At 36.8% G+C, this 22903-nt stretch carries 19 protein-coding genes; 13 read left to right on the top strand and 6 right to left on the bottom strand.

The window, feature by feature from the left end; genetic code table 11:
- Positions 1–6: 6 nt before the first annotated feature.
- From AB3M96_RS10480 to nhaC, 3 genes are all read left to right on the top strand, one after another.
- Positions 7–1746 carry an ABC transporter ATP-binding protein gene (locus AB3M96_RS10480; protein WP_412967552.1) on the top strand — a complete coding sequence of 580 codons (1740 nt, stop codon included), beginning with the start codon at positions 7–9 and terminating at the stop codon, positions 1744–1746.
- The gene (locus AB3M96_RS10475; protein WP_412967551.1) at positions 1743–3572 is read left to right on the top strand and encodes an ABC transporter ATP-binding protein; all 1830 of its coding nucleotides are present in this window, start codon (positions 1743–1745) and stop codon (positions 3570–3572) included. The genes AB3M96_RS10480 and AB3M96_RS10475 overlap by 4 nt, the downstream gene beginning before the upstream one ends.
- A gap of 516 nt (positions 3573–4088) precedes the next feature.
- Positions 4089–5513: a Na+/H+ antiporter NhaC gene (gene nhaC / locus AB3M96_RS10470; protein ID WP_412967550.1), complete on the top strand. Its 1425-nt coding sequence runs from the start codon at positions 4089–4091 to the stop codon at positions 5511–5513.
- Between the two features lie 287 nt (positions 5514–5800).
- Here the strand turns inward: nhaC and AB3M96_RS10465 are convergent, their stop codons facing one another.
- Positions 5801–6784, bottom strand: a complete 984-nt coding sequence (locus tag AB3M96_RS10465; protein WP_412967549.1) for a LysM peptidoglycan-binding domain-containing protein — start codon at positions 6782–6784, stop codon at positions 5801–5803.
- 262 nt (positions 6785–7046) lie between these two features.
- Positions 7047–8033 carry a glycoside hydrolase family 43 protein gene (locus AB3M96_RS10460; protein ID WP_412967548.1) on the bottom strand — a complete coding sequence of 329 codons (987 nt, stop codon included), beginning with the start codon at positions 8031–8033 and terminating at the stop codon, positions 7047–7049.
- Between the two features lie 261 nt (positions 8034–8294).
- Here AB3M96_RS10460 and AB3M96_RS10455 point away from each other — a divergent pair, with 261 nt between their 5' ends.
- The gene (locus AB3M96_RS10455) at positions 8295–8600 is read left to right on the top strand and encodes a rhodanese-like domain-containing protein (RefSeq protein WP_412967547.1); all 306 of its coding nucleotides are present in this window, start codon (positions 8295–8297) and stop codon (positions 8598–8600) included.
- 54 nt (positions 8601–8654) lie between these two features.
- Positions 8655–8807 carry a hypothetical protein gene (locus tag AB3M96_RS10450; RefSeq protein ID WP_412967546.1) on the top strand — a complete coding sequence of 51 codons (153 nt, stop codon included), beginning with the start codon at positions 8655–8657 and terminating at the stop codon, positions 8805–8807.
- Between the two features lie 77 nt (positions 8808–8884).
- Here AB3M96_RS10450 and AB3M96_RS10445 read toward each other — a convergent pair whose 3' ends face one another.
- The 4 genes from AB3M96_RS10445 to AB3M96_RS10430 all read right to left on the bottom strand — a co-directional run bounded on the left by AB3M96_RS10445 (position 8885) and on the right by AB3M96_RS10430 (position 13191).
- On the bottom strand, positions 8885–10762 hold the full coding sequence (locus tag AB3M96_RS10445; protein WP_412967545.1) for a PTS fructose transporter subunit IIABC: 1878 nt from the start codon (positions 10760–10762) through the stop codon (positions 8885–8887).
- 12 nt (positions 10763–10774) lie between these two features.
- On the bottom strand, positions 10775–11692 hold the full coding sequence (gene pfkB / locus AB3M96_RS10440; protein WP_412967544.1) for a 1-phosphofructokinase: 918 nt from the start codon (positions 11690–11692) through the stop codon (positions 10775–10777).
- The gene (locus AB3M96_RS10435) at positions 11689–12438 is read right to left on the bottom strand and encodes a DeoR/GlpR family DNA-binding transcription regulator (protein ID WP_412967543.1); all 750 of its coding nucleotides are present in this window, start codon (positions 12436–12438) and stop codon (positions 11689–11691) included. Before AB3M96_RS10435 ends, pfkB begins: the two co-directional genes overlap by 4 nt.
- 249 nt (positions 12439–12687) lie before the next feature.
- Positions 12688–13191, bottom strand: a complete 504-nt coding sequence (locus AB3M96_RS10430) for a DoxX family membrane protein (RefSeq protein ID WP_412967542.1) — start codon at positions 13189–13191, stop codon at positions 12688–12690.
- Positions 13192–13550: 359 nt separating this feature from the next.
- Here AB3M96_RS10430 and AB3M96_RS10425 point away from each other — a divergent pair, with 359 nt between their 5' ends.
- The 8 genes from AB3M96_RS10425 to AB3M96_RS10390 all read left to right on the top strand — a co-directional run bounded on the left by AB3M96_RS10425 (position 13551) and on the right by AB3M96_RS10390 (position 22737).
- Positions 13551–14900 (top strand): MFS transporter, encoded by a 1350-nt coding sequence (locus tag AB3M96_RS10425; RefSeq protein ID WP_412967541.1) that lies wholly within the window; start codon positions 13551–13553, stop codon positions 14898–14900.
- A gap of 40 nt (positions 14901–14940) precedes the next feature.
- On the top strand, positions 14941–15690 hold the full coding sequence (locus AB3M96_RS10420) for an NRDE family protein (RefSeq protein WP_412967540.1): 750 nt from the start codon (positions 14941–14943) through the stop codon (positions 15688–15690).
- Positions 15691–15758: 68 nt separating this feature from the next.
- Positions 15759–16970 carry a NupC/NupG family nucleoside CNT transporter gene (locus AB3M96_RS10415; protein WP_412967583.1) on the top strand — a complete coding sequence of 404 codons (1212 nt, stop codon included), beginning with the start codon at positions 15759–15761 and terminating at the stop codon, positions 16968–16970.
- A gap of 264 nt (positions 16971–17234) precedes the next feature.
- The gene (locus tag AB3M96_RS10410; RefSeq protein WP_412967539.1) at positions 17235–18410 is read left to right on the top strand and encodes a carboxylate--amine ligase; all 1176 of its coding nucleotides are present in this window, start codon (positions 17235–17237) and stop codon (positions 18408–18410) included.
- Between the two features lie 77 nt (positions 18411–18487).
- Positions 18488–20068, top strand: coding sequence for a Mur ligase family protein (locus AB3M96_RS10405; protein WP_412967538.1), 1581 nt, complete (start codon positions 18488–18490; stop codon positions 20066–20068).
- 30 nt (positions 20069–20098) lie between these two features.
- The gene (gene cuyB / locus AB3M96_RS10400; protein ID WP_412967537.1) at positions 20099–20809 is read left to right on the top strand and encodes a cysteate racemase; all 711 of its coding nucleotides are present in this window, start codon (positions 20099–20101) and stop codon (positions 20807–20809) included.
- Between the two features lie 28 nt (positions 20810–20837).
- The gene (locus AB3M96_RS10395) at positions 20838–21158 is read left to right on the top strand and encodes a hypothetical protein (RefSeq protein ID WP_412967536.1); all 321 of its coding nucleotides are present in this window, start codon (positions 20838–20840) and stop codon (positions 21156–21158) included.
- 298 nt (positions 21159–21456) lie between these two features.
- Complete coding sequence (locus AB3M96_RS10390; protein WP_412967535.1) at positions 21457–22737, top strand: murein hydrolase activator EnvC family protein; 1281 nt, start codon at positions 21457–21459, stop codon at positions 22735–22737.
- The last annotated feature ends 166 nt before the right edge of the window (positions 22738–22903 follow it).

The raw sequence follows: 22903 nt of genomic DNA, 5'->3' as shown, positions 1-22903 counted from the left end.
ACTTTTATGAAAGCTGTAAAAAAATTATTGAAATATATTAAACCGTATACTTTTTTTGCTATTATCGGACCTATCTTTATGTGTATTGAAGTTGGTATGGACCTCTTACAACCAACAATTATGCAGAAGATGATTGATACGGGCATTGGTAACCAGGATAATCAGTACGTGATAAAACTAGGAATCTTAATGCTAGTAAGTGCTATTGTTGGTTTATTTGGAGGATTGGGGAGCGCTATTTATGCAGCAAAAGCTTCCGTTCACTTTGCGACTGATATTCGAAGAGATGTGTTTCGTAGGATAGGAACATTTTCGAATCATAATACAGATACATTTGGTACGGGAAAATTAATTACGATTGTAACCAATGACATCGCTACTATACAACAAGCTGTTATGATGACATTACGTGTTTTTGTAAGAGGACCATTATTGTTTATTGGTTCTGTAGTTATTGTTTGGTTCACTGCAAGAGAGTTATTTCCAATACTGTTGGTTGCTATCCCTATTCTAATGTTGTGTATCTATTACTTTTCTGTAAAGTCAGGAAAACTTTTTGCAAATGTACAAAAAGCAATGGACCAGGTAAATACAAAGCTTCAAGAAATATTAGCGGGCATTCGGGTTGTGAAGGCTTTTGACCGTAATGATTATGAGAAGGATCTCTTTAAGAAAGTAAATGACCAATTAATGAAGCGTAACCTAACAGCAGAGCAGCATATCCTAACGTTGATGCCAATTATGATGTTTGTTGTAAATATAGGAATCATTGCCGGGTTGTGGATGGGTGTACTAAAGGTAAATGAAGGCACACTTCAAGTTGGTGTTATTTTAGCATTTATAAACTACCTTACTATCATGATGAATGGCTTAATGAGCAGTAGCCACGTGTTAATGCAGATTGCTCGATCTTTTCCTTCAGCGGCCCGTATTAATCAGGTGCTTGAAACAGAGAGTGATATTACTGAAATAAATCTCCAATTAGGTAATGGTTCTCTACAAGGAAATGTTCAGTTTAAAGATGTGGATTTCAGTTATAGTAAAAATGGAAATAATGTTTTAAAAAATATTTCGTTTACAGCAGAAGCAGGTCAAACCATTGGCATTATAGGGTCAACTGGGAGTGGAAAGTCAACACTTGTAAAACTGATTCCACGTCTCTATGACCCTGATTCTGGGGAAGTACTTATTGATGGCGTAAATATAAAGAAATTGCCGCTTGAAAAAATTCGTACAGCGATTGGGTTTGTTCCGCAAAAGGCAACTTTATTTTCTGGAAGTATTAAGGATAATTTACGTTTCGGAAAAGAAGAAGCATCCGAAGAGGAAATGAATCAAGCTTCAAGATCTGCCGCTGCGATTGAATTTATCGATAGGTTGGAAGAAGGGTTTGAACACACGCTTATGCAAGGTGCTACAAATCTGTCAGGGGGGCAAAAACAACGGTTATCCATGGCACGTGCATTAATCCGTGAAGCAAAGATCATTGTCCTAGATGATTCGACTTCTGCAATAGATGCTTTATCTGAAGCAGAAGTACAACAAGCATTACGAAGCAGATATCCTCATACAACAGTATTTATCATCTCGTCAAAAGTTTCTTCAATCAGGGATGCAGATCTAATCCTTGTGTTGGAAGATGGGGAAATTGAAGCGAGTGGTACACATGAGGAATTACTGTCCACTAGTAATGTGTACAGAAAGATTTATAGCTCACAAGGTGGAAGAGAGGTTGAATCTGTATGAATAATGCTGCCTCTAAATCTCAACCAAACATCATTAATCGCGCACGTGGTCCAAGAGGGTTAAGCGGCCCGGTTGAAAAGGCAAAGGACTGGAAAGGTTCATTAAAAAGGATATGGATGTATATGGAGAAGCAAAAGGCGGCATTAATCGCCTCTATCATTTTTGTTATCCTTTCCACTTTACTGGGGCTTCTTGGACCATATATGATTGGAATCATAATAGATGATTATATCATTCCAAGGGATATAGCGGGAACGCTCAGATATTTGGTTTTACTTGCGATTGTTTATCTCTTTACTGCCATATTTACATGGCTTCAAACATTTATGATGGTACGTGTATCCATACAAACGATAAGGAATTTGCGGCAAGATTTATTTAATAAATTTCAAACCTTATCATTACGATTTTTTGATAAAAGGACTCATGGGGATCTCATGAGTAGGGTAACAAATGATATTGATAGTTTGAATAATGCGTTAAGTCAAAGTGTTATCCAAATAATCTCAACAGTTCTAATGGTGTCTGGTGTAGCTATTGCGATGTTCACACTAAATTGGGTGCTCGCGATTGTGACACTACTTGTCATACCGTTGATGATAGTGACTACTAAAAAATTAATTACTTATAGTAGAAGTCACTTTATCAAAAGGCAACGAGATCTAGGTGAATTGAATGGCTTTATTGAAGAATCGATTACAGGAAACGAAGTCATAACACTGTTTGGAAAAGAAGAAAAAATAAATGGCCAATTTTCAGTAGTGAATGAACGATTGCGCCAATCGGCCATGGCGGCTGATACTGTTTCAGGATTCCTTGGTCCGGTTAATAACTTTATCAATAATATTGGACTGGGTTTGGTTATAGCAGTTGGTGCAGTCATGACTGTTCAGGATTTGGCAAGTGTCGGAATCATTGCAGCGTTCGTAACGTACTCACGTCAATTTTTCAGACCAATCAATCAACTTTCAAATTTATTCAATATGTTCCAGTCCGCTATTGCTGGTGCGGAGCGTGTTTTTGAGATTATGGATGAGACACCGGATTTAGTAGATAAAGAAAATGCCATTGTGAAAGAAAGTCTAACAGGTGAGGTTGAATTCTCACATGTTCATTTTAGCTATGAAAAAGATAAGCCCATTTTAAAAGATATTAATTTTAAAGTAAGACCAGGAGAGAAAATTGCCCTTGTTGGTCCAACTGGTTCAGGTAAAACAACTATTATCAATCTATTGATGAGGTTTTACGACGTAACTGCTGGTGAACTAAAATTAGATGGGCAAGATATACGAGATTATCTATTAAGCGGATTGCGTAAGAAAATTGGAGTCGTGCTTCAAGATACATTCCTCTTTTCAGGAACCATTATGGACAATATCCGCTATGGGCGTCTAGAAGCAACCGATCAGGAGGTAATAAATGCTGCAAAAATGGCATCAGCACATCAGTACATTCAGCATTTACCTGAAGGTTATCTAACTCGTATTAACTCAAGTGGCTCAAACTTAAGTCAAGGACAAAGGCAATTGCTAGCCATTGCCCGTGCCATTTTAGCCAACTCAGATATTTTAATACTCGATGAAGCAACATCAAGTATTGATACGAATACTGAAATCGAAATACAAAAGGGAATTAATATTTTAACAGAAGGTAAGACCAGCTTTGTAATTGCACACCGCCTAAAAACAATTGAAAATGCAGATCGTATTCTCGTAATACACCAAGGGGAAATCATTGAGTCTGGTACACACCAAGAACTCCTGAAGAAACAAGGCTTCTATTTCAATATGTATTATAGTCAGTTTAAGGATACGGGGACCAATTAAATGTCCCAAGTTAGACATGAGAAGGAAGGACATGGGCAATAGCCCATGTCCTTTTGTATATTCTGGCCTTTTATTATATATACAACTCTTTAAAAGTATATAGATTGGATTACCACTAATCAAAATCAAGTACAAACATCCTAATTAGATTAAAAGTGGATCACGGACTTGTCCCTATAACCCATTTTTCCACCATATGCGATTATTCCGGAAGATAAGGGAGCATTTCTAAGGATGTTTGGTGGTAAACCAATCTGAGAAGCGTTATGCATAAGTTATCATTAAATATAAGTATTTACCGGAATTTACTGACAATTGTTTCTATAGTAATATATTTATATACCGTTTCGTTCTAAACTAAACCAGTAAAGTTGGTGGTTTCCTATACACCATGTTAGAAGACATCTCCCATAGTTCCTTTTTTAACCCCGTACTGTAAGCCATACTCTTAGATTTTTAACTCACATCTAAAAAGTAATCTCAAAAAAATATTATGACGAAGATTGGAGTGGTTTGTTGGATACCAATACGATTAAAAAACCTACATTTATGTATGCTTTGCTTATGCTTTTAACTGCGGTAGCAGTAATTTCAATTGGGATTTTAGCGTTTGATGCACCGATTCAAATTCTGATGTTTTTCAGTATGCTTGTTCTTATTCCTTTTATGATGAAATTAGGATTTACGTATAAACAAGTAGAAAAATCGATGATGAGATCGATGGGGAGGGCACTACAACCCGGGCTGATTTTATTAACCGTCGGTGTTTTAATCGGTGCATGGATTGCTTCGGGTACTGTCCCAACCTTAATTACGTACGGTATTAATGCTGTTTCTCCGCAGTTCTTTTTAGTTACAACATTACTATTCTGTTCACTTGTTTCAGTGGCTACCGGAACTTCATGGGGAACAATTGGTACTGCTGGGATTGCAATGATGGGAGTGGGGACTACCTTAGGTATACCTGTTGGACTTACGGCAGGAGCAATCATTAGTGGTGCTTATTTCGGAGACAAGATGTCGCCCCTCTCTGATACGACAAACCTAGCACCAACTGTTACAGGTGGAGATCTATTCTCACATATTAAACACATGCTATGGACAACAGTTCCAGCATATCTTATTACTGCAATCATCTTTACACTAGTTGGTTTAAAGTATAATGCATCCTCGGTAGATGCAGTTAGTGTAAATCAGTTACTTGCATATTTAGATGAGACATTCCATATTGGGATTGTGCCGCTTATCCCTATTATTGTTCTCATTACACTATTAATGTTAAAGAAACCAGCGGTGCCATCTATTTTTATAGGTGCGGCAGTTGGTGGGGTTATTGCTTTTCTATATCAAGGATTTAGCTTTGCAGATATATTTACTATTTTCTACAGTGGATATGAGGTAGAATCTGGTATTGAAGTTGTTGACAGCTTACTACAGCGCGGCGGATTAACTAGTATGTTAGCTTTAATTGCACTTTTCTTATTTGCACTAGGGTTAGGTGGAATGTTAGCAGAAGCGGGTGTGTTAGAAGCGATTATAGCGTCATTTGCTCATAAAATACAACATACTGGGACACTTGTTTTTGTGACAATTATCGTCAGTTATGTAACACTAGCAATCGGTGGATCTATCTACTTCTCAACTGTAATGGGTGGTACACTTATGAGGCCTATATTTGAACGTTTAAATCTTAAACCAGAAAATCTGTCCAGAATTTTAGAGGATACAGGTACGCAAGGTGGCGCACTTGTACCTTGGACTGGTAGTGGAATTTATACAGCTGGTGCACTTGGGGTAGCAACTGGAGCTTATCTACCTTTTTGCTTCCTGGCACTAATTACGCCAATGGTTTCCCTATTCTATGGAATTACAGGCTTAACAATGACTAAGAATGAAGAACCAAAGAAGAAGAGTAAAGCTATGGAGCCGGTTGAAGCATAATTTGTAGCGGAATTTATTCCCCTTGAAATAAAAAAAAGACGACCAAAAGGTCGTCTTTTTGCGTATTGCGGCGAGAGACAACACTCCACATAGTGTTTACCCAAAGGTACGTCAATCTCGTCTTATGCAAATCAGCTCATCGCTACGCAAGTATACCATGCTTTTACATGAAAGAAAAGATACAAAATTTGGCGCTTTTAAGTTTCATTAATCTACTAATTAAATGGTATAAAACATTTGAATCTTGAGGATAAACGGATTAAGTATGATATATCTCCCCCAATGTCCTATTCAAACGATGCTTTCATTTCCTTCATTTTTTGAGTTACAAGAGGATAGAAGTATTTCTTTGCACTATCGGTGGAGTTTCCACCGAAGAATCCTGTACCTGGACAGGTTTTAACATTATAGTCAGGTCCTTTGTCTAATACACGTTCTCCTGTTTTTACATTCCACCAATGATGATAGGTGATGCTATCAACAGAAGGAGTTAACCCGAATTTTAAACAGAGGAGGGCAGTAAGATAAACAATAGTGTCTTTTTGTTCCTTTGTCATTTCATCGCAGCCTTCATCGAAATTACCAAGGTTTTCAATAGCTATTCCTACCGCATTTGCCTGTGCTCCAATAGTTCCTTCGGGAGCAATATTTATTGGTCGGGAAACAGCAATCTTTCCGTCTGGAAACGTTGTTATGTTTTGAGCAATTTGATTCCATCCCATTTTTTGAATATGAAAATTTTCCATTCCTTTAAGTAACAAAAAATGATTAGAGCCATTAAAACGGCTGTATGAAGGGATCCAGGTGTGATGTTGTTGGATTAGACTAATCTTTCTTTTAAACTTATTGTTTATTATCCAATCCTTGAATTCGTCTTTAGTCATAAGAATATGATGTCCATCCATCTTATATTTCCTAGGAGGAACAGTAATGTTTTGTCCAACATATAATTCTTCTGATTGTAAACCATTTGCCTTCTTGATCTCCTCAACAGACGAATGAAACCGAAGAGCGATATCCTTCATTTCCTCTCCTGCCTTGACCTCATATGAAAAGGGAATTAAAATTTTTTGACCAACAACAAGTAAATCGGACTGTAACCCATTTGAAAGTTTTATTTCCTCTACTGATGTTTCAAATTGTTTTGCAAGATCAGGTAAAGTATCACCTGCTTTTACTACGTGAACATTGCTTTCATTTGCATAAACAGAAGGAGACACCGAAGATATGCACAATAAGAGACAAAATACTAAAACAAGTAATCTTTTCATTCTATTTATCCTTTCTTATAAACAAACTCTGCACTCATAGTTTGCAAAAGAACCATCAGTTTATACGGATATTTTTTACATCAAACTGAACAGGAGATAGTTTTTTGCGGACTGTCCCTATTAGGGTATTATGTTTGCGGTGCTCACCATTCCGAAACTGACGTTGCAGTTGAGTTATGCTATCCTACTTAATCTGAAAAACCTAACATTACTATAAAAAAAATCCATAACACATCAAAATAGTGTCATGGATTTCTTCTTTTTATTCTTCTCCGTAAGGATGGATTTTCTGGATTGTACCATCTTCATTATATTTTATTTCTGTATACTTCACACTTCTTTGGTGGTCAATTCCGCCAGATAGTGAGGAATCATGATAGAATAAATACCATTTATCTTCAAATTGTACAATGGAGTGATGTGTTGTCCAACCAACTACAGGCTCAAGGATTGTACCTTTGAAAACGAATGGACCTGTAGGAGTTTTACTCATTGCGTAAACAATTTTATGTGTTGTACCAGTTGAGTATGATAAATAGTAATATCCATTGTATTTATGAACCCATGGTCCTTCAAAAAATCGTCTATCTTCGTCACCAGCTAGAAGCGGCTTACCATCTTCATCCACAATTGAAATTTCCTGAAGATCACCTTTAAAGTTTTTCATATCATCAGTAAGCTCAGCAACACGTGGTCCTAATGCAGGTGCAGTTAATTCTGGTCCTTCGGCATCAGGAGTAAATGTGCCTGTTTGCCACTTTTCTAACTGGCCACCCCATAGTCCGCCTAAGTACATATAAGCTTTGTCGTCTTCATCAACTAATACAGCTGGGTCAATACTAAAGCTTCCAGGAATATAATTTTCCTCTGCTTTAAAAGGTCCTGCAGGGTTTGTGCTTGTAGCTACTCCAATTCGGAATATACCATCTTTATCCCTTGCTGGGAAAAATAAATAATATGTGTTGTTCTTATATGCTGCATCTGGAGCCCAAAGCTGTTTTGATGCCCAAGGAATATCTCTAAGATGAAGTGCTTCACCATGGTCTACAACTTCTGAATTAAAGTCGTCCAAAGATAATACATGATAATCTTCCATTGCATATTGATCACCATTGTCATTTGAAGAACCACCATGAGCAAGGTCATGGGAAGGGTAAATATATAATTTACCTTCGAAAACATGTGCAGAAGGATCTGCTGTGTAAATATGTTCAACTATAGGTGTATTCTGTTTTGTGGGTTTAGTCATTTTTTTCTCTCCTATCTAGTTAAGTTTAGAAAAAGTAAGCGCTTTAATATTACCTATTATAACAACCATATTTGATAAAACCATTTGAAATTCTAAAGGAAGTATTGAAGTTTTTTAACAATCTATCGATTAAGTTAAAAATTTGAGAAACAATACAGGAGTTAGACAAAAAAAGTGTAGAGCTAAAACGCAATAATACACGTTACATTAACCGGTTAAATGGGAATGATAAGAAAGAATTATGAAAAGGGAGGCAAAAAAGTGAAGGCTATTACTACAGATGAACTTAATCAAAAAATTAAAAATGGTGAGCAGGTTACCATTATTGATGTTAGAGAAGATGATGAAGTAGCAGAAGGAAAAATTCCAGGAGCAAAGCATATACGTCTAGGTGATATCTCGAATCGATTAGATGAACTCGATAAAAATGAACATTACTATATTGCTTGTCGCTCAGGAGGTAGAAGTAGTATGGCTTGTGAGATTTTAGAGGAGAACGGGTTTAATGTAACCAACATGACTGGTGGAATGTTGGCTTGGAAAGGTGATATAGAAGCAGGGAAGTAATAGTACATAGAATTCGTTAAACAAGGGAAATTATAATACTAGGAGGGATAAAATATGAAACGATTTTTCCTAGTATTTTTCTTACTTATTCCAATCGTCTCTTTAGTAGGTTGTGGAGACGATGACGAAATGCCTGAAGAAGGAGAACAAATTGAAGAAATTGAAGAAGAAGATGAAATTGGTGATGGAGAGATAGATGATGAGTAAAAGAGAAGAGTGCCTTGAATGGCACTCTTCTTTAGGACTTAGAAAAAGACCAAGTCATGATGTTTTATTTACTAAACTTAATTTGTGCTTACTGGTTTTTTTAGAACGCCCAGTAAAACAGCTGTTACGATAGCTCCTATTATTACTGCAACTAAATATAGAAGCCAGCTACCATCGACAAGAGGTATAACGAATAATCCGCCATGTGGAGCGCGTAAACCAATGCTGAACATCATTGATAATGCACCTGCAACAGCTGAACCAATCATTAGAGAAGGGATGACGCGGATTGGGTCGGCAGCTGCAAATGGTATAGCACCTTCTGTAATAAAGGATAATCCCATAATATAGTTAACCTTACCGGCTTCTTGATCTTGTTTATTAAATTTACGTTTAAAGAATGTTGTTGCTAATGCAATCCCTAATGGAGGAACCATACCAGCAGCCATAATTGCAGCCATTGGTTCGTAAACCCCGTTTGCTAAAAGACCAGTTCCAAACACATAGGCCGCTTTATTTACAGGACCACCCATGTCAAATGCCATCATGAGGCCTAAAATAATACCTAGTAATATAGCATTTCCTGTTCCAAGTCCAGATAGAAATTCAGAAATAGCAGTATTTAACGCACCAACAGGTTTATTGACCACAAATAACATGATGAAACCTGTGATTGCAATACCTAGTAGAGGATAGATTAATATTGTTTTAATTCCTTCAAGTGAAGAAGGCATTCCAGCAAATACTTTTCGCAAACCGACTACAACATAACCTGCTAAGAAACCTGCAACAAGCCCACCAAGGAAACCTGCTCCACCACTTGTCGCAAGCATACCTCCAACCATACCAGCAGCAAATCCTGGTCTATCCGCAATACTCATTGCAATAAAACCTGCTAATACAGGTACCATTAATGCAAATGCATTACCGCCACCAATTGTCATTAATGCTTCTGCAATAGGGTGGTAAGTTGGGTCATCAGGATTAGCTGAGTTAAATCCAAACATAAAGCTTATTGCAATTAATATACCGCCACCAACAACGAATGGAAGCATGTTAGATACGCCACTCATTAGGTGCTTATAAATTGTAGCTCCTATACCTCGACCGCCACTTTGTTCACGATCTGAATTAGATGTACCATCGCCACGGAAGATAGGGGAATCCTTTTTTAGAGCTCTTTCAATTAGTTGTTGTGGTTTTCTAATACCATCTGCAACCGCTGCTTCAATAACATGCTTACCGTTAAATCGGTTCATCTCAACTTTTGTGTCTGCAGCAACGATAACTGCGACAGCGTTTTCAATTTCTTCCTGTGTTAAGACGTTCTTAGCTCCACCTGAACCATTTGTTTCTACTTTGATGTCTACTCCCATCTCAGCAGCTTTGGCTTTTAATGAGTCTGCAGACATATACGTATGAGCTATTCCAGTCGGACATGCAGTTACAGCAACAATGAACTTTTTCTTACCTGACATCGATTGTTCTTCTTGTTTTTCCTCTTGATCATGTAGATTAATAATGTTTAAAATATCAGTCTCTGATTTTGCTTCAAGTAATTGTTTACGAACATCTTCCTTCAGTAAGATTGTTGATAGTCTTGAAAGTGCTTCAAGATGTGTGTTGTTTGCACCTTCTGGAGCAGCAATCATAAAGAAGAGATGAGCTGGTTGGCCATCAAGAGATTCATAGTTTACACCTCTAGTAGACCTACCAAAAGCGATTGCTGGTTTTTTGACAGCACTAGTTTTCGCATGTGGAATTGCAATTCCTTCGCCAATCCCGGTAGTACTTTGTTCTTCTCTATTAAGAATTGCTTTTTTGAACTGAGCTCTGCTAGCGAGCTTGCCAGCAGAATCCAATACAGAAATCAGTTCATCAATTACATCATTTTTTCGATTGCTTTTTAATGATAGAGTAATTGTATCCTTGGTTAATAATTCAGTTATTCTCATAACTGTTCCCCCTTAGAAAGATATTTTTTCTAACGTAACTTGCGGTAATAAACTCACAACTTTTTCTTCTGTGCATAAGCCAATTGAGAAGGCCGTTGCGCTACCAGCAGCAACACTAAAACGAAAAGCATCTTCAATGTTTTGTGTTTTTGTGTAAGTGGCGATAAACCCAGCAACCATTGAATCTCCAGCACCAACTGAACTTTTCACTTCGCCTTTCGGTACCGTAGCAACTAAGGCATACTCTTCTGTAAGTAGTACAGCTCCATCTCCAGCCATTGATACAATGACATGTTGTGCACCACTTTGAATGAGTTTTCTCCCATACATGATTACTTCTTCAGTTGTACGTATCTCTTTATTAAAAAACATTCCAAGTTCATGATGATTTGGTTTTATAAGAAATGGTTTATATGGAATGATGCTTTTTAATAAATCCCCTTCAGCATCTACCACATATTTTGTACCTTTTTCATTACATATCTTTACAAGTATTTCATAGGTTTCAGTAGGCATAGAGTAGGGGATACTTCCAGCTATGACTAGAATATCTTCTTCGGAAAGTCTTGAGATTTTATCTTTTAATTTCTCAAATTCTTCAACTGAGATTGTGGGACCTTTTGCATTAATTTCAGTTTCAGCCTCAGATTTTAGTTTTACATTAATCCTTGTATCTTCCTGAATTCGTACAAAATCAGTACCTATATCCAAAGAATGTAAGTGATTTTCAATGTAATCCCCAGTGAAGCCACCTATAAATCCAAATGATTTACTATCAACATCAAATCGTTTTAAAACCTGTGATACATTTATTCCTTTTCCGCCTGGAAATTTAGATTCATTTTTCGTGCGATTAAGGTCGCCCAGCAAAACTTGGTCTACTTCCACAATGTAATCAAGGGATGGGTTTAATGTAAGTGTATAGATCATGTTGTCACCATCTTTATCTTTGTTTTATTGCTATATTGTTCATCTATTTCTTCTTCTACTGCATTAGTAATAATCGTTGCTGAATGGAGGTCGGTTATTTTTGCAAAAGAAATTTCCGAGAACTTTGACTCATCAGCAAGCACATACGCTTCACGAGTTAATGAAATGGCTCTTTGTTTAATCATTGCTTCATCTGGATCTGGAGTAGTGTACCCAAATTGGGGATGGATTCCATTTACACCCATAAAACATTTATCAAATCGATATTGTTCGAGACTTTCTAATGCACCTCGGCCAATGATTGCCTTGGTGGTTGTTTTAGCGAATCCTCCAAGGATATACGTTTTAATATTCCGCTCAAGAAGATCATTAAGATGCATAAAACCATTTGTAACAACAACAATATTCGAAGGAAGATGTGGAATCATCTCAAATACAGAAGACCCGGCATCTAAATAAATACAATCTCCATCTTCAACTAAGCTTGCTGCAAATTTAGCAATTTGACGTTTTGCTTGAATGTTTTTGGATGATTTCTCATTCATACTCGGCTCTTGAAGTTTTCCTTGTAACCTAGCCGCACCACCATGAACCCTTTTTAGAAACTTCATTTGTTCTAATTGGGTTAAATCACGTCTAATGGTTGATTCGGATGAATTTGTCAACTCGACAAGTTCTTGCAACTTGACTGTGTTTTTTTCTTTTAGTGCATCTAGGATTATCTGATGGCGTTCTGGCTCTAACAAAAATAACACCTCCTAAAACGCTTACATTTATTTGATAGTTTTATAATACTACCTAATTCACTTAAAATCAATTAAAAACAATCAAACTTAATCATTAACGTTCATTTTCTTTCAAAATTTAGTCATAAAAAGGTAATGACATATTAATAGGGGTGTCCATAATAAAGGGCTACTATTCTAGAAGTGAAGTAAGTGAGGGGACAAAACAAAAAAAGAAAGCGCCCCTTGTTTGGGACACTTTCTTACAAATTAAGCAGTAGCTTTTGCTGTCTTAGTACCTTTTTTATCGTTAATATATTTTGTTAGATATGGAATTGCAAATCTGTCAACACCGTAATAGTAGCTTGCTGCACCTGCGAATAGAAGAATTACAGCTACTGTAAATAGAATTGGGTTTGTGCTAACTGTACCTGCTAATAAGAAGTTTAAGTTCATGAAAGCACCTGCTATTAACGCTGGAATTGTTGCAGCTCCAAGAATTAATCCAAGACCTACTAGCACTTCACCCCAAGGAATTAACACATTGAACAGCTCTATGTTTGGTACTGCAAAGCCTTCAAGGAATGTTGCATACCAGCCTTGAACCGCCGGGTGATCTCCAGTTGCCTTTGCTAATGCTCCTTGTAAAAACCCGCCTGCATCGAATCCATCTGCTATTTTATGCCAACCAGCTTCAATCCACTGAATTCCTAACCAGATACGTAATACTGTCCAGATAACTGCCATTTTTGGGCCTTTTAAAAAGTTTCTCATCTAAATCTCTCCCTATATTTTATTGTGAAGTTCTTCACAATCTATGGTAAAAAAATAATGTAATAATGCTGTTTGCTTAGCTATAAATATGATCTTAATTTGTGAAGTTCTTCACTAACTTTCTACACTCTTACTATACAACACGTTTTATCTATTTACAATAGACTTCACATATATGTCATATTTAAAATTATTATAATGGTATTTACTATTATAAGCGTTCATTTGTAACCTTTTTTCGTTACTATACGACTAATTTACTGAAATAGACTCATTAGTTTATATTTTAATCATACATATAAATTTGAATGTGAATTTGTATTGTAGTGGTTGGTGTGTTCAACAGAATGGGGGAAATTATGTATCAACAATCCTTTAAAACATTTGTCGTCATATGGATTGGTCAATTGGTTTCAATTATAGGAACAAGTTTAACTAGTTTTGGTATTGGTGTTTGGGTGTTAAAAGAGACTGGGTCAATCACGCAATTTTCATTAATAATGATGTCAGCGACGGTTCCAGCAATACTAATTTCTCCCTTTGCAGGAGTGGTGGTGGATAGGTGGAAGCGAAAATGGGTAATGGTAATAAGTGATTCATTAGCAGGATTAAGTACAATTGCTATTTTTCTATTGCTGCTTTCGAATTCATTAGAAATATGGCATATCTATATTGCAGCTGCAGTCGCTTCTTTTAGTAGTGCGTTTCAATCACCTGCTTACCAATCGTCCATTTCGTTAATGGTTCCAAAGGCACAATTGATCCGTGCGAATGGAATGGTTCAGCTTGCTGAGGCTTCATCTATTGTAATTGCTCCATTACTCGCTGGTTTTTTAGTCGTTGAAGTTGGTATAAAAGGAATAATAATGATAGACTTTGTTACGTTTTTAGTTGCAATAACTATACTACTCTTTACAAAGCTACCTGAAGTAAATCAGAAAAAAGAAACAAGTGAGCAATTATCCTTCTTCAGAGATGCTCTTTATGGTTGGAAATACATTATGGACCGCCCTGGATTAAAGGGTTTACTAGTCTTTTTTGCTGTTTCGAACCTATTACTTGGCTTTTTCAATGTACTCTTACAACCGCTGATTCTTTCTTTTACTAATGAGAAGGTATTAGGAGCCATCTTATCTTTTGCAGGAATAGGTATGCTTGTTGGAGGGATTGTTGTTAGTGTGTGGGGTGGTTCGAAAAAGCGAATTCTCACAGTGATGATATCAGGAGTGATGGGAGGGTTATTCCTAAGTTTAACTGGTATCAAGCCTTCCCCGTATGTTGTAGCTATTGGAGCGTTTATGATGTTTCTTTTAATTCCCTTTGCGAATGGGGCTAGTCAGACCATTTGGCAAAGCAAAGTAGCCCCAAATGTCCAAGGTCGAGTATTTGCGTTACGAAGAATGATTGGAATTTCGCTTTCACCGGTTGCTTATGTAACAGCGGGTCCACTTGTAGAAAAAGTGTTTGAGCCTTTTATGCAAGGTAGTGGGAAAGTAACAACTATGGTTCAATCTATAATCGGAAGCGGTAATGGTAGAGGTATGGGGTTATTTATTGTGTTAGTAGGAGTGGTCTGGACTGTTTCAACGTTCATCATTTTAGTACATCCTCGAGTACGGCATATTGAAAGTGAGCTTCCAGATGAAATTGATGAAGGAAGAAGTGTTAATCAGTCTTCTAGTGTGCATACTGCTGACGCAACAAATTAACACTCCCCATACTTGATAATTGAAATGAGGGTTGTGTTCGATGTGTTTATTATTGTTTGCTTACAAGCAACATCCAGTATATAAATTAATTGTTGCCAGCAATAGAGATGAGTTTTATCAACGTCCTACAGCACCCGTACATTTTTGGGAAGACCACCCTATGATTCTGGCAGGACGGGATTTAGAAAAAGGAGGAACATGGATGGGTATCACGAAAACAGGGCGTTTTGCTGCCTTGACTAATTTCCGTGACCCTTCTGAAAATGTGACAGGTAAGAATTCAAGAGGTGAGTTGGTAGCAAATGCCCTCACATTTAGTGGGAATATCAAAGAGTATATGAAGAGTTTAGAGGAGAAAAAGGAACAGTATCCGGGATATAACCTGCTAGCAGGTGACCTGAATGAACTCTTTTACTATTCAAATAAGGGGAACATTCTCACCCAGGTAGAACCGGGGATTCATGGGCTAAGTAATCATCTGTTAAATACAGAGTGGCCCAAGGTAGTAAAAGGAAAGCAAGGTTTAACAAGTGCTATTGAGCATGAAAACATAGTGGAAAGGTTATTTGAAATTCTTCAAAATACCGATCAACCTTTGGATGACTTGTTGCCGTCTACAGGTGTACCACTGGAGTGGGAGAGAATCCTATCACCTTTATTTATTAAAAGTAAAAACTATGGTACAAGGAGTTCTACCATCTTACTTATGTCAGATAAAGAAATTCACTATATTGAAAGAGTTTATACATTGGATGATTTACACGAAAAAAAATATAAACTCTCTATTTAAATAGAGACTGTCATCTCTCCGTATATTCCGAAATAAAGATGATAAATATACAGGTAGAGGTGATAGAGATGAATGTGATTTGGGGCTTGTTTGGAATGTTAGTAGTATTAGGGATAGGATTCCTTCTTTCTACAAACAAACGAGAAATAAAGCCACGTACTATTTTAGGTGGGCTAGCAATTCAACTTATTTTTGCTTTTGTTGTTTTAAAATGGGAAGCTGGAAGAACTGGTTTGAAATGGTTTACGGAGAGAATCCAAGATGTTATAAATTTTGCAAATGAAGGCATCGGTTTTCTTTTTGGTTCTTTAGCAGATACAGAGAAATTTGGAGTTGTGTTTGCGTTTCATGTTTTAACGATTATCATTTTCTTTTCTTCCTTAATCTCTGTTTTATACTATGTTGGCATTATGCAATGGTTTATACGAATTATTGGTGGAGGCTTATCAAAGTTGCTGGGAACCAGCAAAACTGAATCGATGTCTGCCGCTGCAAATATATTTGTTGGACAAACAGAAGCTCCGTTGGTAATACGGCCTTATATCGCTAAAATGACTAAATCTGAACTTTTTGCTGTTATGACTGGAGGACTTGCCTCCGTTGCTGGATCTGTACTTGTTGGATATGCTTTGTTAGGGGTTCCTCTTGAATATCTTTTAGCTGCTAGTTTTATGGCGGCACCTGCGGGATTAATATTAGCCAAAATTATCATTCCGGAAACGGATCATTCAGAGGTACAAGAATTCAAGATGGAAAATGACAGTGAATCTGCAAACGTAATTGATGCAGCGGCACGCGGTGCAAGTGATGGCTTATCACTTGCGTTGAATGTAGGGGCTATGTTGCTTGCCTTTATTGCGTTAATTGCATTGATAAATGGGATACTTGGGGGGATAGGTGGCTTATTTGGTTACCCATCTTTAAGTCTTGAAGCTATTCTTGGGGTTGTTTTTTCACCAATAGCATTTGCTGTTGGTGTACCTTGGGCAGAAGCTATCACTGCAGGAAGCTTTATTGGACAAAAACTCGTTTTAAATGAATTTGTGGCTTATTCTTCTTTTGCACCACAAATTCCAAGTCTTTCTGAAAAAACGGTAATTGTTGTAAGTTTTGCATTGTGCGGATTTGCAAATCTAAGCTCTATGGCTATTCTTTTAGGAGGATTGGGAGGACTTGCCCCAAGTCGGCGCCCTGATATTGCAAGACTTGGCCTTAAGTCAGTTGCCGCTGGTATGTTGGCATCATTATTGAGTGCTGCAATAGCAGGAATGTTTATCTAAATTTGGATATCGCCTAAGTTGCATTGTATCCACCAAAAAGGAGGAATGGAGTACGAAACATGTATCTGTACTCTATTCCTTTTTGCTTTCATATGGAAAATGGTAATGAAAAACGTCTAGAAGAATGTGCTTATTATATGGGAGATTTATAAAAAAATTCAGGATACATTTCTAGTTGAATATTTCTTGAAACACCTATAATTGTATGTCAATATTGATATAATGATGAATAACTAGTTAAAGTCGATTCGGGGAGATAATAGTATGAATAATAAGGCTGTAATATTAGGAACGAATTATTATATAGGATTAAGTACTATTCGCTGTTTAGGTGTCAATGGAGTTCATACAGTTGCTGTTGATTATTCCTATGAAAACACATATGGAGCGGAGTCTAAATATTGTTCGGAAAGAGTGATTGCTCCTCATTACCGCAATGAGAAAGAGGAGTTTATCTCATTTCTAAAAGAGTATTCCAGAAAACAAACGGCAAAGCCAGTGTTAATTCCATGTCACGATTCTTATGTTGAAGTAGTAGATGAATATCTAGATGAACTAAAAGAGTTCTATCTTATTCCACAAACAGAGCAGGGTTTATATACGAAGGCAATGGATAAAGAACTACTACATAAATTAGCGAGTGAGCATGGTGTGGCTGTTCCTGAAACGGTTCGTGTGGATGAGGACAACTTTTATGAAAAGGTTGAAGAAACGATTAAGTATCCTTGTTTAGTTAAACCAACAGATTCGCCTACCTTTGTCTCTATTTTCCGTAAAAAGTTATTTATGGTTCATAATCGTCAAGAACTGGATGAAGCTATTAAAAAGGCAAAAGATGCAAAACAAGAAGTAATTGTTCAACGAATCATTCCTGGGTTTGATGACCATATGCATACGTTTGATGCGTATTTAAATCAAGAATCCAAGGTTACACACTGGGTAACATGTCAAAAATATCGCCAATATCCAATTAATTTCGGCGCATCTGTATATACTGGTCAAAAATATGTCCCAGAACTGTATGAGATTGGCTCACGCTTTTTAGAGAGCATCGGTTATAAAGGCTTTGTAGAGATTGAGTTTAAAAAGGACGCTGAGACAGGGAAGTTCTATTTAATTGAATTGAATGTCCGAATCACAAACCTAAACAGTTTATTATACAAGGTAGGGGTTAACTTCCCTTATATTACGTATCGAGAACTAACAGGCAATCCATTACCACCTAAAGCAATTGAACACGATACAGGTATTGTATTTTGGTATGCCTATGAAGACTTTTATGCAATTAAAGGTTATCTGCGAACTGGCCAACTAACAAAAGGGCAAGTAGTAAAATCCTTAATGAAACCTAAAGCATATGCAATCTGGGATGTAAAAGACCCGAAACCATTTGTTTCTTTTGCGAAAATGATTGCTGGCAAGAAGTTTAAGAAAAGATAGGTTGTAAGTATCTTTCGAAAGCAGACAGAAACTGAAACAAAATTAAAAGAGATAGTGTAAAGAAGAGAGGGACTAAAATGGCAAGATTACACAACCTTTTATCTTCCATTGAAGTAATTGAAACAATTAATGATAAGGATATATCAATAACAGGACTATCATATCATTCTGGTAAGGTATCTCCAGGACATTTATTTGTATGTATAAAGGGTTATAAAACAGATGGACATAAATATCTTACGCAAGCGATAGCTAATGGGGCCATTGCAGCTGTTGTGGAAGACATTCAAGAGGAAATTGAGATTCCCCAAATTGTTGTCAAAAACAGCAGAATTGCTTTAGCCAGACTAGCTGCTGAATACTATGGTAATCCTTCCGAAAAAATGAGTATGATTGGCATTACTGCAACAAATGGAAAAACAACGACATCGTTTATGACTAATGCGATTTTAGAGGAAGAGGGATTCCGTACCGGTTTAATAGGGACAGTTTCTGTAAAAATTGATGATTTTTCAATTCCATCAGAACTAACTACGCCAGAATCACTTGATTTGCAATTCTACTTAAAGCAAATGGTAGAGCGTGATGTTTCCCATGTAACCATGGAGGTTTCGTCGAACGCGTTAGAAACGAATCGTGTAGAAAAAGTAGATTATGATATTGTAACTCTAAATAATGTGAGTCGTGAACACATTGACTCTCACGGGTCCTTTGAAAGGTATTTTGAAATTAAATCAAGCTTAATTACAGATGCAAGTGAAAACAGCTTTGCTGTTCTAAACTTGGACTGTCCATATTCTTCATCACTTATTAACAAAACTAAAGCAAATGTGATCACCTTTGGTTTAGAAAGTAAAGATGGACATATTACATGCAAAAACTTAGATTTGACTACAGGTAGAGCCAAGTTTACAATCGAAATCTTAAAGCCAATAAAACGCTATGATTTTGAATATCTACCAAGTGAATTTGATATTGAACTATCTGTACCAGGTCTACACTCCGTATATAATGCAATGGTTGCCATCACGATAGGCCTCCTAAGTGGTGTATCAATTTCTTCTATTCAGAAGGGCTTAAAAAAATTCGGTGGCGTAGAAAGACGCTTTGAATTTATTTTTGAAGATGATATTAAAATAGTAGATGATCACTTTGCAAATGCTGGCAATATTGATGTCACGCTACAGACCCTGCAATATATGGAGTACAAAGACCTGCAGCTTGTATATGCAATTCGAGGAGAAAGAGGTCCAACTGTAAACAGAGAAAATGCAGAAGCTATTGCAAAATGGGCCGAAAAACTTGGATTTAATGAAGTAATAGCGACTAAGAGTGTCTCCCATGTAACATCGAAGGATCGAGTTACAGATGAAGAAGTCGCTGTTTTCCAAGAAGTAATGGCTGATGCAAATATTAAAGTAAACTTGTTTGATGAACTTAATGATGCAATTTCTACTGCCCTTACTAAGGCAGAACCAGGGGATGTTGTAATTCTGGCAGGTGCCCAAGGTATGGATTATGGTGGCGGAGTAGCGTTACAGCAAATTGCAAAAATGCGACGCGATATTCCTTTGGAGAAATTATTCTTCCCACTGCGCCATCGTGTTGCTGGTTTAACAAAGGAACAAAAACAATTGATGGGCCGTAGTGCTGAATAAAGAATAGTAATGACGAAACTAGGTGCAAAAATGGAAACAAAAAGTCTAGGTATAATTGGCGGTATGGGACCTAAAGCAACCTCTGTATTTTTTGATAAAATTGTTAATAGTACGGTTGCTCATAAAGACCAAGAACATATTAATATGGTCATTCTCAATCATTCTACACTTCCAGATCGTACGGAAGCCATTTTGGCAAACACTGGTGAAACCTTTTTAGAAGCAATCAAAAATGATTTTAAGCTCCTAGAAGCAGCTGGTGTAGCCAATATTGCGATACCTTGTAATACATCACACTATTTTTACGAAGAGCTTCAAAAAATGACTCAAATAAGCATTATTAACATGGTTGATGAGACTGTTAAAGAAATTTACGAAAAGTATGGTGAAAATACAAAGGTTGGTATTTTAGCAACAAATGGAACAATTCGAACGGGAATCTATAAGAAGGTTTGCGAAAAATATAAGCTTGAACTGCACTCTCCAAATGATGCTATCCAGGGAAAAGTCATGGATATTATCTATAATGGTGTGAAGAGTGAGTTAGATGTAGATCCGGGTGAACTAGAATCTCTTATAGTAGAGTTAGTCGAAAATGAGGGATGTAAATGTATCATTTTAGCATGCACAGAATTATCCTGCATAAAATTAAGTGATGAAGTTGCAAAATACAGTATTGACGCAATGAATGTGCTAGTTGAAAGATCCATTACACGATCTGGTAAACAAGTAAAAAAATAAATGGTACTTTATCAGTGGAGGGAAGGGTATGAACCGTACACACACCGAAGCATTTGAAATGTTTTTTCAGGAATCCTTTGCGTTAGAAAAGACATACCGGGAATTAAGGCTTTCAGTAGATGAAGTGGAGTACATACGTAACAAATACCCAGGTGCTGCTATCACTCGATCTTCTTCTAGGGAGGATCTAGATGGTAAGGCGTGGTATGAAATTAACCTAACTCCTTTTGATGAAGAGTATGAAGACCAAAATAAGAAAAAAGTCATCCTTCTTGAAAAAGAAAACCTTTTATTAAAAAGACAGATTGCTCATTACAGAATACCGGCAGAGATTAGTCGGAAAAAATAAGGAAACGAGTTCAAACTCACCATGGAAGTGGTGAGTTTTTTCATTTCTTCTATATCTCTTCTATATCAAAAAATTAAAAAGCTAATGTCGAAAAATCTTTTAGAAATCTAGTAATATCAACCTTTTTTGAAATATATTTGTAATAAAGATTCGGGGAAAAAAGTCAATTTTTTATGTTATAATACAAATTACCTGAGATTATTACAAAAAGTGAAACAAACATAGATATTTTTTCCTTTGCTATGTTCGAATTATTAACTAATAGAATACTAGATTGGTAGAAGGGAGAGGCGACAGGTTGAAAAGAAAATTTCTTATACTTGGCATTGGAGTAATGATGGGCTTCGGAAGTATATTATCGACAACGCCAAGCACTGTACAAGCTATCGAGAAAAATACCGAATTAGAAAAAGAAAAACAAGAGGTTGAACAAAAGAAGTCAAGTGTCGAATCGGAAATTGAGGATAAAAAGGACGCAATAAGTGAGATACAAGCCGAGCAATCATCAGTTGAGAAAGAAATTAAACGACTTGACTTTGCTGTATCTGAGACTCGAAATAAAATCGAAGGAAAAAAAGCACAGATTCAGGAAACTGGTGAAGAAATAGAACGTATTAAAGAAGAAATGAAGGTTTTGGAGGAGCGTATCGAAAAGCGGGACGAGCTTCTAAAAGAAAGAATGCGTACCCTACAACAAAGCGGCGGAATGGTAAGTTATTTGGATGTATTGTTTGGTGCTAAAAGCTTTACCGACTTTATAAACCGCATAAATGCTGTTTCAACTTTTGTACAAGCAGATCGTGACATTATAAAAGAACATCAAGCCGACATTGCCTTACTTGAAGAAAACAGAATTGAAGTCGAAGATCTGTTAGCTGAGCAGAAAACTCAGTTAGCTGAGTTGGATAGCTTAGAGGTTCAGCTTAAAGGCCAAATAGAAGAACAGAACAAAGTAATGGCGCAATTAGAAGAACAAGAAGAGCATATGCATGATGAACTTCAGGCTCTAGAAGATGTAGGAGAGTTACTAGCAGCTCAAGAAAAGGCGATAAAACTTGAAATTGATGCATGGAATCGTAAGCAAAAAGAGCTTGAAGAACAGAGAAAAAAGGCTGAGCAAGAAGGAAAAACACCGCCACCAACAACAATTGTTAATAATGGTATCTTTATTAACCCAGCAACAGGTCCATTAACTTCTACAATGGGAATGCGATGGGGAAGAATGCATTTTGGAATTGATATTGGTAAAGCAGGTAGGACAGGCAACGTGCCAATACTTGCTGCAGCATCAGGAACTGTTACACGTTCGCGCCTAGAAGGCAGCTACGGTAATGTTATTATGATTACGCATTATATTAATGGGCAACAATATACAACGGTGTACGCACATCTACAAGAACGACATGTAGGTCAGTATGACCGTGTCGAACAAGGACAAGTAATTGGATATATGGGGAATACGGGCCGTTCAACTGGACCGCATTTACACTTTGAGATTTATGAAGGACCATATACACCTACCCAATATAGTGGTGGCCATTCTAATGCGGTAAATCCACTGAAGTATGTTTCTTATTAAAGATATGAGGAAGACACCTGATTTGCAGGTGTCTTTTTTATTGGGCTGAATTTTGAAGGCTTGTAGTAACAACTAAGTAGGGTAGGGGATGTTTGATTTTAAAAAGTCGAAAAGGTCAGATGCTATAAGGGGTTGGTGTTCATAAGGGTAATGAAAACCAACTAGT

This window comes from Ferdinandcohnia jepli (assembly GCF_047246645.1).
Classification (GTDB): Bacteria; Bacillota; Bacilli; order Bacillales; family Bacillaceae_L; genus Ferdinandcohnia.
The sequence above is the reverse complement of the archived record's forward strand: the minus strand, read 5'-3'. Positions and strand labels throughout refer to the sequence as shown.

Coding starts and splice junctions, on each gene's coding strand:
- AB3M96_RS10475 (WP_412967551.1), top strand. CDS start 1,743: ATGAATAATGCTGCCTCTAAATCTCAACCAAACATCATTAATCGCGCA.
- AB3M96_RS10425 (WP_412967541.1), top strand. CDS start 13,551: ATGTATCAACAATCCTTTAAAACATTTGTCGTCATATGGATTGGTCAA.
- AB3M96_RS10405 (WP_412967538.1), top strand. CDS start 18,488: ATGGCAAGATTACACAACCTTTTATCTTCCATTGAAGTAATTGAAACA.
- AB3M96_RS10415 (WP_412967583.1), top strand. CDS start 15,759: ATGAATGTGATTTGGGGCTTGTTTGGAATGTTAGTAGTATTAGGGATA.
- AB3M96_RS10480 (WP_412967552.1), top strand. CDS start 7: ATGAAAGCTGTAAAAAAATTATTGAAATATATTAAACCGTATACTTTT.
- cuyB (WP_412967537.1), top strand. CDS start 20,099: ATGGAAACAAAAAGTCTAGGTATAATTGGCGGTATGGGACCTAAAGCA.
- AB3M96_RS10395 (WP_412967536.1), top strand. CDS start 20,838: ATGAACCGTACACACACCGAAGCATTTGAAATGTTTTTTCAGGAATCC.
- AB3M96_RS10410 (WP_412967539.1), top strand. CDS start 17,235: ATGAATAATAAGGCTGTAATATTAGGAACGAATTATTATATAGGATTA.
- AB3M96_RS10420 (WP_412967540.1), top strand. CDS start 14,941: ATGTGTTTATTATTGTTTGCTTACAAGCAACATCCAGTATATAAATTA.
- AB3M96_RS10460 (WP_412967548.1), bottom strand. CDS start 8,033: ATGACTAAACCCACAAAACAGAATACACCTATAGTTGAACATATTTAC.
- AB3M96_RS10465 (WP_412967549.1), bottom strand. CDS start 6,784: ATGAAAAGATTACTTGTTTTAGTATTTTGTCTCTTATTGTGCATATCT.
- pfkB (WP_412967544.1), bottom strand. CDS start 11,692: ATGATCTATACACTTACATTAAACCCATCCCTTGATTACATTGTGGAA.
- AB3M96_RS10450 (WP_412967546.1), top strand. CDS start 8,655: ATGAAACGATTTTTCCTAGTATTTTTCTTACTTATTCCAATCGTCTCT.
- AB3M96_RS10445 (WP_412967545.1), bottom strand. CDS start 10,762: ATGAGAATAACTGAATTATTAACCAAGGATACAATTACTCTATCATTA.
- AB3M96_RS10430 (WP_412967542.1), bottom strand. CDS start 13,191: ATGAGAAACTTTTTAAAAGGCCCAAAAATGGCAGTTATCTGGACAGTA.